Source organism: Actinoplanes derwentensis (genome assembly GCF_900104725.1).
Classification (GTDB): domain Bacteria; phylum Actinomycetota; class Actinomycetes; order Mycobacteriales; family Micromonosporaceae; genus Actinoplanes; species Actinoplanes derwentensis.
The window spans coordinates 7,404,366-7,415,777 of the sequence record NZ_LT629758.1 but is presented as its reverse complement, the minus strand read 5'-3'; the positions used below and the strand labels follow the sequence as shown (position 1 = coordinate 7,415,777).

General features: G+C 69.9%; 9 protein-coding genes. 5 read left to right on the top strand and 4 right to left on the bottom strand.

The features are described 5' to 3' along the window. Nucleotides 1-268: 268 nt before the first annotated feature. Nucleotides 269-1,630 (top strand): hypothetical protein, encoded by a 1,362-nt coding sequence (locus BLU81_RS32745; RefSeq protein WP_092550023.1) that lies wholly within the window; start codon nt 269-271, stop codon nt 1,628-1,630. A gap of 70 nt (nt 1,631-1,700) precedes the next feature. Here the strand turns inward: BLU81_RS32745 and BLU81_RS32740 are convergent, their stop codons facing one another. From BLU81_RS32740 to BLU81_RS32730, 3 genes are read right to left on the bottom strand one after another with little or no spacing between them, the layout of a single operon-like run. After that, on the bottom strand, nt 1,701-2,903 hold the full coding sequence (locus tag BLU81_RS32740) for a hypothetical protein (RefSeq protein ID WP_092550020.1): 1,203 nt from the start codon (nt 2,901-2,903) through the stop codon (nt 1,701-1,703). A gap of 33 nt (nt 2,904-2,936) precedes the next feature. Continuing rightward, nucleotides 2,937-4,601 carry a GTPase gene (locus BLU81_RS32735; RefSeq protein ID WP_092550017.1) on the bottom strand — a complete coding sequence of 555 codons (1,665 nt, stop codon included), beginning with the start codon at nt 4,599-4,601 and terminating at the stop codon, nt 2,937-2,939. Beyond that, nucleotides 4,598-6,457, bottom strand: a complete 1,860-nt coding sequence (locus BLU81_RS32730) for an ABC transporter (RefSeq protein ID WP_373873313.1) — start codon at nt 6,455-6,457, stop codon at nt 4,598-4,600. The genes BLU81_RS32735 and BLU81_RS32730 overlap by 4 nt, the downstream gene beginning before the upstream one ends. Before the next feature lie 213 nt (nt 6,458-6,670). On the opposite strand from BLU81_RS32730, the gene dnaK reads away from it, so the two are divergent. From dnaK to BLU81_RS32710, 4 genes are all read left to right on the top strand, one after another. Further along, nucleotides 6,671-8,527: a molecular chaperone DnaK gene (gene dnaK / locus BLU81_RS32725; protein WP_092550014.1), complete on the top strand. Its 1,857-nt coding sequence runs from the start codon at nt 6,671-6,673 to the stop codon at nt 8,525-8,527. Further along, complete coding sequence (grpE, locus tag BLU81_RS32720) at nt 8,524-9,150, top strand: nucleotide exchange factor GrpE (RefSeq protein WP_092550011.1); 627 nt, start codon at nt 8,524-8,526, stop codon at nt 9,148-9,150. Before dnaK ends, grpE begins: the two co-directional genes overlap by 4 nt. A 72-nt stretch (nt 9,151-9,222) precedes the next feature. Continuing rightward, nucleotides 9,223-10,419: a molecular chaperone DnaJ gene (gene dnaJ, locus BLU81_RS32715; RefSeq protein WP_092550008.1), complete on the top strand. Its 1,197-nt coding sequence runs from the start codon at nt 9,223-9,225 to the stop codon at nt 10,417-10,419. A gap of 20 nt (nt 10,420-10,439) precedes the next feature. Next, a complete protein-coding gene (locus tag BLU81_RS32710) occupies nt 10,440-10,880 on the top strand; it encodes a heat shock protein transcriptional repressor HspR (RefSeq protein WP_092550005.1) in 441 nt (146 codons plus the stop codon). Nucleotides 10,881-10,953: 73 nt separating this feature from the next. Here BLU81_RS32710 and BLU81_RS32705 read toward each other — a convergent pair whose 3' ends face one another. Next, complete coding sequence (locus tag BLU81_RS32705; protein WP_092550002.1) at nt 10,954-11,400, bottom strand: hypothetical protein; 447 nt, start codon at nt 11,398-11,400, stop codon at nt 10,954-10,956. Nucleotides 11,401-11,412 lie beyond the last annotated feature (12 nt).

The window sequence follows — 11,412 nt, the reverse complement described above, 5'->3', positions numbered from 1 at the left end:
ACGGGCCGCTTGACCTTGCTGGTAGGCAAAAGGCGACAGCGGCGATGCCGTCGATCCCATCCTGACAGAGAGAGTGAGCGTGATCACATAGCAAAGAGAGATTTTCTGCTGACGCATCGTCAAGAGTATTTGTCCGTTTTAAGGGTATTCATGCCATCACTTTGGTACGAATAGCCCCACCACACCGCGCCCGGACGACCCATCGGTCGTTTCTTCCCAGTGACCGGAACAGATCCAAGTCGATCTTTGTCACTGGGGGGACACCCGCGTGCCGCAGCTGCCCGACGACGACTTCGCGCCGCCGCCCAAGGTGCTGCGCAGGCGCCTGAACGGGGTGTATCGCGAAGACCTCGGCTTCTCCGGCCCGACCCGGCGATACGTGCTGATGGTCGCGCTCCTGGTCGGCCTCGCCTCCCTGCCGACGCTCGCGGTGATCACCGCCGGGTCGCGGGAGATCACCGGGCAGGACCGGACCGGGGCGATGGACGTGCCGTTCCTCCCGCCGCCCGCGACCGGACCGGTGGCGCCGCCCTCGTCTGCTTTCACCGGGCCGGTGTCGCCGCCCTCCACCAGGCCGGTGCTGCCGACACCGTTGCCGCCGCCGATGTCCGCGACCCCACCGGGTTCCCGCGCGCCCCTCGGTTCGTCCGGCCCCGGGCTACCAGATCAACAGCCGGGTGGGTACGACGGGAGCAACCCCGCCTCGACACCGGGCACCCGGCCGGACGGCTCACCGTTCCGTTCACCGACCGGCCCGCCATCGACCCCGGACTCGTCCCCGCCCGCCGGGCCTTCCGCAACCGGCGACCGGTCATCAGCCGATGGATCGTCTTCAACTGACGGTTCCTCGTCGACCGGCGGTTCGTCCTCGACTGACGGCTCGTCTTCGACCGGCGGCTCGTCCTCGACCGGCCGTTCCTCGACGACCGGCCGTTCCTCGACGACCGGCCGGTCCTCGACGGCTGACGGGCCCGGGCCGCCGCCGTCCGTTGTCGAGCCGGCCCGGCCGCGACGCGAACAGCCTCGTGCCGTGGTGAAGACCCCGGATCACCTTTCCGAGGTACCGGACCTGCCGGCCGTCCCCGAGGAACGGCGCGTGGCACCGGCCCGCCGAAGTGCCGTCCTGTCCGTTCCTGATCCGCCACGGTCACCCGGCGAACCCGATCATCACGAGCAGCCGCGTTCCGATGATCGCAATGACGACCGGTCCGATTCCGATCACCCCGTACCGGATCCCGGTTTTGATCCACGGGGAAAACCGCATCACTACCGCGAACCCGAGCCGACGCCGTCCGACCGTCCCCGCGGACACGCCTGCGAGAAAACCCACGAGCGCCGGTCCACCGACCGGACCCGATCCAGCCGGAGGTCAGCCGTGACCGAACGTCCGAACAACATCCGCTCGTCCCGGGTGCTCGAACAGAACTACTCCGGCGGCGACCTCAACGTGGTCCGCCGTCTGCTCGCCGACTCGAACACCGAGGAGAACCGGCTCGGCAACCGCCCCTATCGCGGACAGCACCGAGCCGAGAACAGCAACTATCCCGAGACGTCCTCCCGCGACCGCAGTTCCCGGGTGGGCCGGCACCACGCCGACCCGGTCGAGGACCACCACACCAACCGGCGCTAGTCCCCGCGGTGCCTTTCCAGCGTGCTGAGTCGGGGTTCGATTCGCACCCCGAGTCACCACGCAACTCGTGCTAGTCCTCGCGGTTGGCTTCCAGCCACGCGTCGATGGCGGCGCTGTCGTTCGGGTCGACACCCTCGGAGATCAGCTGGGCCACCGCCGCCGTGGCGGGGCTGCGGCGCTCACCCGTCGTGTAGAGGCGGGCGAACTCCGGCACCAGCTCCTCCATCGCCGTCTCGACCTCCTCGACCGCGGCGGCGGGCAGGGCACGGCGACGGGAGGTGTACGCCGACCAGGCTCGTGCCACCCGGGGCATCATGGCCGCGTCGTCCAGGTCGAGCACCGCCCGCCGGTGCACCCAGTCCAGCAGGAACAGTCCGGCCACCGCGGGACTCCAGCGCAACGGGTCGGCACCGGGCAGGCTCGCCGCGTGGTCGAACACCAGACTCATGCAGAAGTCCATCGACGCGACATCGGGTGACGTCGCCGGGCCGGTCGGCAGCTCGAACCGGGTCGCCTCCGGTGAGGTCAGGAAGTCCCGCAGCAGGTCACCGCCGGTGGGCCCAGCCGGCTCGGCGAGCGGCGGCGTGGTCACCGCCGGCAGCAGGGCGAGCCGGGCGGTGGCCAGTGCCCGGTCAGTGGACAGCGAACCGTCCGCCGGCAGATCACCCAGCTCGTCGGTCACCAGGAGGTGCCGCCCGACCTCGTCGCGCAGCCGCCCCGGGTCCTCACTGCGGAACCAGGTCAGCTCGTCGGAGGCGCAGATCTGCCGCACCTGAGTGAGCAGGGTGCCGGCCGAAGTGGCGACGAAGACGTCCTTGGTGATGCCGATGTTGTGATCGACCAGGGCCACGACCGCGTGTTCCGGGCCGCCGGCGGTGGTGTCGTCGTAGGCGAAGGTGACCAGGTAGGAGGTCTGGTCGCCGTAAATGTCCCCGTACGCCCAGCAGCCGGTGGGGCGGACCCGGCCTAGCTGGGTCACCCAGGACGGTGCCTGCGTGTCGTGGCCGACCAGGGCCGCACCCTCCGCGTCGGGCACCAGGGTGGCGAAGACCTCGCGGATGGTGGCGGCGGCCGCGCTGTCCGGATCGGTGGTTGTGGTCAGGAAACGCCCCACGAAGTCACGGACGGCCTCGGCGCGATCCTCCTCGGCGACCGAGTAGACACTGCCGAGCAGCGCGGTGCCGAGCATCTCGGCATCGAGCGCGCAGCCCAGTTTCGTGACATCGCGGGCTGCGTGCAGCACGGCGTCGTACGCGGTCCGGGGTGCGGGCATGCCGCGAGCCTACGCCCGCGGCCGCCACATGAACTACTCCGAGCGCACGACTCCGAGCGCTTCCCTCGCCTGGGCGTACGCATTGAGAACGTCGCGCACCGGTGCGACCACGTGCCCCCGCCCGACCTCGGTGATCGCCGATCGCAGGCGCTGCTCGGCCCGGCGCCGGGCCCGGCGCGCGCCGGCCTCGATGATCGGCCGCAGCAGCAGCCACAACAGCAGCCCGCCGGCGAGTCCGGCGAGCAGGAGCAGCGTCGGCAGTGGAACCGAGCCCACCTGCACCCCGTCGATCTCCGGCAGCCCGAGGGCGGCCAGCGCGTACCCGAGAATCAGCCAGCCGAGGCCCACTCCGGCGGCCGCCAGCAGCACCCACTGCAGCACCCCGACGGCCCGCCACCACATCGGCGGTTTCTCCAGGCCCAGGTCGGTCTGCGCGACCGCCCGGTCCAGCGCGTCCGGTAGATCGGCGGCCCGTGATCGGGCCGCGCTGTTCAACGCGGGCGCCCAGACCTCCGGCAGTGGTGCCGCTGCGCGGGCCGCGACCGCCCGGACCGAGAGGCCCACCGCCGACTTCTGCGCGGCGTCGGCGGCCGGCACGGAGGTGCGCGGTACGACATCGGTGGAGACCGAGTCGGTCTTGACCGGCTCGGCCAGGTGCAGCTTGCGCAGCGGGTCCGGGCGCAGTCTCCGCAGCCCGCGCAGCAGCGGCCAGCCGGTGGCCGCCGAAGCCCGGTGCCGGTACGCCCCGGCAGTCGCGTCCGCCACCCCGGGCACCCCGGCCGACGCGGACAGCGAGTCGCACAGCTGCCGGACGGTCGTCCGGTCCACCTCGTCCTCGGCGGCTGGCGGGCCGATCATCACGCCCAGCTCTTCGCCGATCACGTCCAGGTCGGCGGCCAGCCGGCGCAGGGCCGCCTGCCGGTTGGCGACCGTGTCCTCCAGTGCGGACCGCAGCTCACTGAGCATGCCGGGCTGTTTCGCCGACGAGGCGATCACCGGAGTCTCGTCGAGCCCGTCCTCGCCGAGGAGCCGGGTCAGATCGGCGACCACCAGCTCGGTGTCGGCGGGGCTGAGCCGGTCGGCCTGGTTCAGCACCACGATCGTGACGCCGGAGTGGGTGGCGAACTGGGAGAGGTAGGCCTGGTGCAGGACCCGGTCGCCGTATTTCTGCGGGTCGACCACCCAGACGATCTGGTCGACCAGGCCGAGCAGCCGGTCCACTTCGAGCTGGTGGCCACGCTCGATCGAGTCGAAGTCGGGCAGGTCGAGCAGGACCAGCCCGCGCAGCGAGGCCTCGTCGTCGCCGTCCAGCGCGCTTTCCCGGACGAACCGCTGCCGGGGCAGCACCCCGACCCAGTCGAGCAGGCGGTTCGCGGGTTCGAGCGGCCCCCAGACCACGGCGTGCGCGTTGCCGGTGGTGGGGCGGCGCACCCCGACCGGCGAGAGCTTGAACCGGGCCAGCGCGTTGAACAAACTCGACTTGCCGCTGCCGGTGCTGCCGGCGAGCGCCACCACAGTGTGGTCCAGGGACAGCGTGAGCCGGCCGCTGGCCCGCTCCACCAGGGTGTGCGCCGAGACCAGTTCGCCGTCCGGCAGGTACGGATCGACGACCCGCAGGAACCGGGACAACGCCTCCAGCCGGCGGGTCAGGTCGTCGGTGTCGATCTGGTCGTTACGAACCTTCTGTGCCACGTTCATGACCCCGACCCGGTCAAAGCAAGTTCCTCTCTGGCTTTCTCCACCTCGGCGGCGCTCTCCCGCAGCAGTGTGCTCCGTGCCGTCTCGAGATGCACCACCTCGGTCAGCTCGGTGAACCGGGCCGCCTCGGCGGCGAGCAGCTGCTCCACCCGGGTCAGCAGTTCGGCCCGGGCCCGGGCGGCGAGCGTCCGGATGGCCTGGTCGCCGAAGACGGCTTCGAGCACCTTCTGCCCGGCGACCGCGGTGCCGGCCCCGGCCGCGACCTCCAGGCCGGTGGGGATGAAGGCTGTCGTGGTGAACACCGTGATCATGACAGCGAGCCCGGCCCCGTTCACCGCGTAGGCGGCGCCGCGAGCCACCGCCCGCTTGTCGCCTGCCTCGGTGCGGACCAGCTCCAGGACCCACTGCTGCCAGTCGCGGACCAGCCGGTCGGCGCGCTGCGGCAGGTCGGCGGAGGCGTGCTGGAGATCCGGTTTCAGCAGGGCTTCCCCGGCCGGGTGCGCCTGCCAGGCCCCGAACGCCTGCTCGGCGGCGTCGGCCGCGACCCCGCGCATCAGCGTGACCAGCTGGGACTCCATGGCGACCCGCAGGTTCTGGCTCGACGTGGGCCGTCCGCTGACCGCCGAGACCAGCTTGTCCCGCAGGTGCCCGATCCGAGATTCGAGGCCGCGCACCAGGTCACCGGTGCCGACGAACTCCTGCCAGCGGGCCAGCACCTCGCCGCGCAGCAGCCGGCCGTCGCGCAGGCCGTCCTCGGTGACGCGCCGCGCGGTCCGGTAGGCGGCCTCGACCCGCTCGTCCAGCGCCCGCGCCGTGCGGATCTGGTCGTCGACGGCGTCAGCCAGTCCTTCGGCCGCCGGGGTGAGCGCGGCGAGAGCGCCGTTCAGGGTCTGCCGGACCACCGTGAACCGGGCGTTCGCGTCGCCGGCGAGCTGGGCGAACCAGACCCGCATCGGGCCGACCGCCGAGTCCGGGAGCAGACCGCGCTGGTCGAGCCCGGTCTCCGGCAGCACGAACAGCGGCGCCGCACCCAGCTCGTTGGCGGTCAGCATCTCGCCCAGGTGGGCGGCGATGTCACTGACGGCGTCCGGCGGCACCCGGTCCAGAACCAGGGCGATCACGGTGCCGCGCAGCCGGGCGGTGGTCAGCAGCTCCCACGGGACGGCGTCGGCGTATCGCGCGGCGGTGGTGACGAACAACCAGAGGTCCGCCGCGGCCAGGAGTTGGGCGGCGAGTTTGCGGTTGTGGTCGACCACCGAGTCGATGTCCGGCGCGTCCAGCAGGGCCAGCCCGGGACCGATCGTCGGGGTGGCGATCACCTGGAGCGCGTCCGGGGCGTTGCTCGACTCGCCGGTGCGGGTCAGGCCGGGCAGCAGCCCACCACGCCCGAACCACTGCACATCGTCCGGGTGGGTCACCAGGACCGGCGACCGGGTTGTGGGGCGCAGCACACCGGCGGTGCTCACCGGGGCCTGCACCAGGCTGTTGACCAGTGTCGACTTGCCGGCGCCGGTGGAACCGCCGACCACCACCAGCAGCGGGGCGTCGAGCCGGGCCAGGCGTGGCAGAAGGTAGTCGTCGAGTTGTGCGGTCAAAGCTGAGCCGACCCGCCGGGCCTCGACCGCGGAAGGCAACTCCAACGGGTACGACACAGCACCGAGCGCCGCCCGCAGGCGATCGAGCCCGGTCGCGAGGCGTCCCAGCTGGGGCGGGACTTCCAGGTTCGCCGGACGAACCTGACCGCCACCCGTACGATCTGATGGGTCTATGACCGCCTTCACCTGCTGTTTCTCATCTGATGCGGCGGGGACGGCGGATTGGGCCGACGGACCGACCGCGTCTCCGTTCGTCGTCACGGGTCAAGCGTGCACGATCTATGCATCCAGGACAACCGGGTCCGGGAATGCCGTGACCTGACAGGTATGTGCCGGTGCCGCTTCCGAGCGCCGACTTGCGCCCGTCTGACTCAACTTGGATTTGACGATGCGTGGCACCGTGGCATCATTGAGTCGGTTCCACTCAACCTTGGTAATCATGTGAACCCAAGCAGTAAAGAAGCGAGGAACACCATGGCACGTGCGGTCGGCATCGACCTCGGCACCACGAACTCCTGCGTCAGCGTTCTGGAAGGAGGCGAGCCCACCGTAATCGCCAATGCGGAGGGCTCACGGACGACCCCGTCGATCGTCGCCTTCGCCCGCAACGGCGAGGTGCTGGTGGGCGAGGTCGCCAAGCGACAGGCGGTGACCAACCCGGACCGGACGATCCGTTCGGTCAAGCGGGAGATCGGCACCGGCTGGTCCATCGACATCGACGGTAAGCAGTACACCCCGCAGGAGATCTCCGCGCGGGTGCTGATGAAGCTCAAGCGGGACGCCGAGGCGTACCTGGGCGAGCAGATCACCGACGCGGTCATCACCGTCCCGGCGTACTTCAACGACGCGCAGCGCACCGCGACCAAGGAGGCCGGTGAGATCGCCGGGCTGAACGTCCTGCGCATCGTCAACGAGCCCACCGCGGCCGCCCTGGCCTACGGCCTGGACAAGGGCACCAAGGAGCAGACCGTCCTGGTCTTCGACCTCGGTGGCGGCACCTTCGACGTCTCGCTGCTCGAGCTCGGCGAGGGTGTCATCGAGGTCAAGTCGACCTCCGGTGACAACCTCCTGGGCGGCGACGACTGGGACCAGCGGATCATCGACCACCTGGTCAAGACCTTCCGCGGCGAGCACGGCATCGACCTCTCCCAGGACAAGATGGCGCTCCAGCGTCTGCGCGAGGCGGCCGAGAAGGCCAAGATCGAGCTGTCCGCGGCGACCACCACCAGCATCAACCTGCCGTACATCACCGCCGGGGCGAACGGCCCGCTGCACCTGGACACGTCGCTGAGCCGCGCCGAGTTCCAGCGGATGACGCAGGACCTGCTGGACCGTTGCAAGGGCCCGTTCGAGGCCGCGATCCGCGACGCCGACGTCAAGCTCGCCTCGATCGACCACGTCATCCTGGTCGGCGGTTCGACCCGGATGCCCGCCGTCACCGATCTGGTGAACAGCCTGATCGGCCGCGAGCCGAACAAGGGCGTCAACCCGGACGAGGTCGTCGCCGTCGGCGCCGCGCTCCAGGCCGGCGTGCTCAAGGGCGAGGTCAAGGACGTCCTGCTGCTCGATGTCACCCCGCTGTCGCTGGGCATCGAGACCAAGGGCGGCATCATGCACAAGCTGGTGGAGCGCAACACCACCATCCCGGCGCACCGCTCCGAGGTCTACACCACGGCTGACGACAACCAGCCGTCCGTGCTGATCCAGGTGTACCAGGGCGAGCGTGAGATGGCGTCGAACAACAAGAAGCTCGGCACCTTCGAGCTCAGTGGTATCGCGCCGGCCCCGCGTGGCGTTCCGCAGATCGAGGTCTCCTTCGACATCGACGCGAACGGCATCGTGCACGTGTCCGCCAAGGACCTGGGCACCGGCAAGGAGCAGAAGATGACGATCACCGGCGGCTCCGCGCTGCCGAAGGACGACATCGAGCGGATGATGCGCGACGCCCAGGACCACGCGGACGACGACAAGAAGCGCCGCGAGGACGCCGAGTCGCGCAACCTGGCCGAGCAGCTCCAGTGGCAGACCGAGAAGTTCCTGGCGGAGAGCGGCGACAAGCTCCCCGAAGAGAACAAGACCAAGATCGGTGAAGCGCTCGGCGAGCTGCGCGGTGCGCTCGGCGGCACCGACATCGAGAAGATCAAGTCGGCCCACGAGCGGCTGTCCCAGGTCTCTCAGGAGGCCGGTTCGCTGCTCTACTCGCAGGGTGAGGCCTCGCAGGCCGCCGCGGGTGGCGCTCCCGGCGGCACCACCGGCGCCGGCACCACCGGCCCGGCGGCCGGCGGCGACGACGTGGTCGACGCCGAGATCGTGGAGGACGACAAGAAGTGACTGCCAAGGACGACGAGATCGACGGTCAGGCGGCCGAGCGGGAAGTCATCCAGGGCGAGATCGACGAGCCGGCCGAGGAGACCACCGCCGACGAGCAGGAGCTGAAGGCGGCCAAACGGGCCGGTGCGCATCGCGCTCCGGACGAGACCGACGAGGCCGTACCGGCTGAGGAGCCCAAGCCCGGCGTCAGCGCCGAGTTGGAGACGTTGCGGGGCGAGCTCAACGAGCGGACCCACGACCTCCAGCGGGTGTCCGCGGAGTACGCCAACTACCGCAAGCGGGTCGACCGCGACCGGGGTGCGGCGGCCGAGCAGACGACCGGCAAGGTCCTCACCGACCTGCTCCCGGTCCTGGACGACATCGATCGGGCCCGTGAGCACGGTGACCTGGTCGGACCGTTCGCTTCGGTGGCTGAGCAGCTCACCGCGGTGACCGGCAAGCTGGGCCTGGTGGCGTTCGGCGAGAAGGGTGACCCCTTCGATCCGAACCGGCACGAGGCGGTCGCGCACCTGACGTCCGCGGACGTCACCGAGCCGACCTGCGTCGAGGTGATGCGCCGGGGCTACACGCTGGGCGAGCGGATGCTCCGCGCGGCGTTGGTCGCGGTCGCCGACCCGGAGTGAAATCAGTGATCGTGTCCCGCTCGCCGGTTCGCCGGCGGGCGGGACGTCGCCAAGTCGAGGAGGTGGACTGAGATGAGCTCGAAGGACTGGCTCGAGAAGGACTTCTACGCCCTGCTCGGTGTGAACAGGTCTGCCACCCCCGACGAGATCAAGAAGGCGTACCGGAAGCTCGCCCGCGATCTGCATCCCGACCGCAACCCGGACAACAAGGAAGCGGAAGAGAAGTTCAAGGCCGCTTCCGAGGCGTACGACGTGCTCGCCGACGACAAGAAGCGCAAAGAGTACGACGAGATGCGCTCCCTGTTCGGCTCCGGCGCGTTCCGGCGCGGGGCCCGGGGGCCCGGCGGCACCCAGTTCGACCCGTCGGACCTCTTCGGCGGGTTCTCCGGGGCGGCCGGAGCGGCGGGTGCCGACCGGAGGTTCGGCGGCAGCGGCTTCTCCGACATCTTCAGTTCGATCTTCTCCGGCGGCCAGGGCCAGCCCGGTGGTGGCCCGGCTCGTCGTGGGCCACAGCGTGGGCGTGACGTGGAGACCGAGGTGACTCTCGACTTCTCGCAGGCCGTGCAGGGCACCACCCTGCCGCTGACCCTGCGGACACCCGGTGCCTGTGACACCTGCCGGGGCAGCGGGGCCAAGCCGGGGACCACACCCCGGTCCTGCTCGAAATGCCACGGGACCGGCCTGATCTCCAGCAACCAGGGGTCGTTCAGCTTCTCCGAGCCGTGCCGGGACTGTCAGGGTTCGGGCAGCATCGTGGACGAGAAGTGCCCGGAGTGCCGTGGGTCCGGCGGGGTCACCAAGACCCGCACGATCAACGTCCGGTTCCCGGCGGGTGTCGCCGACGGGCAGCGGATCCGGCTCAGCGGCCGGGGCGAGCCGGGTGACCGCGGTGGTGCGGCCGGCGACCTGTACGTGCAGGTCAAAGTCCGTCCCGACGAACTGTTCGGGCGCAACGGCGACGATCTCACCCTGGTCGTTCCGATCACCATCGCCGAGGCTGTGCTCGGCACCGATCTGAAAGTGCCCACCCTGGACGGTCCGGTCACGCTGCGGGTGCCACCCGGCACGCCGAGCGGCCGGAAACTGCGGGCCCGGGGCAAGGGCGTGCTCCGTAAGGAAGGCCAGGCCGGCGACCTGATCGTCACGGTCGAGGTGCAGATCCCCAGCGGGGTCTCCGGCGAGGCCAAGGATGCTCTGGAGAACTTCGCCAAGCTCACCCCGCCGCCCGCGCGGGACCGGCTCGACGAGCGTCTGCGCCGAGCTGGTTAGACCCTCACGGGAGGTGGCACATGTATGAAGAGATCAGCATCTCGGTCGAGCAGGCCTCCGACGCGAAGGTTCTGATCATCTCGGTGGCCGCACGGCTCGCCGGGATGCATCCGCAGACCCTCCGGCAGTACGACCGGCTCGGGCTGGTTCAGCCCGGCCGGGCCGGCGGCGGCGGCCGGAGGTACAGCGAGCGTGACGTGGCGTTGCTCCGTGAGGTGCAGAAACTCAGCCAGGATGACGGTGTCAACCTGGCCGGGATCAAACGCATCATCGGCCTGGAGCAGTTGGTCGGCGATCTGCAGCAGCGGGTGGCCGAACTGGAACAAGAACTACAGGCGGCGTACGACCGGGCCGCCCGGATCGAGTCGATGAACCCGTACTCGGGTCGCGATCTGGTCCGTCAGGAGAACCATTCGACGGCTCTGGTCGTCTGGCGTCCCCGGCGACCCCCGGAACGATAGAGAATAACGGCGGCCCCTCTCTCGGAAGGGCCGCCGTTACTGCTTGTAGTGATCCTATGGTTACGTAAAGCAATCAGCGCCGGTTGAACAGGCCCAGTTTGCGTGGGTAACGCACCAGGCCGCCCTCCATCCAATCGTGATGCTCGAGGAGCTCCGGCCGGGTCATCAGAACCCGGCAGTTGTGCGCCCAGATCTGCATCGGTTCGTCGCCGACCTGTTCGGCACGCTCGACGAACTTCTTGAGCCGGCGCTTTCGCTGCCCACTCGCGTTCTGCCGCACCCCGTCCGCGGCATAGATGTACATGCAGTGCTGCGCGAACCGGCGGGCCGGGCACTGCCGGTCCATGGCCAGTTCGAACAAGGTCGGGCCGAGCACGTCGCCGGAGATCAGCAGATCCCAGTCTTTCGGCATGCTGTTCATCGGCACCGTGTCGGGGCTGTATGCCCAGGCCTGAAGCTCGTCAGGCCGTGGATCGACAGGATTACCGAAACCGAGGAATGTAGCTTCACGCACGCTCACGCCGCCGCCTCA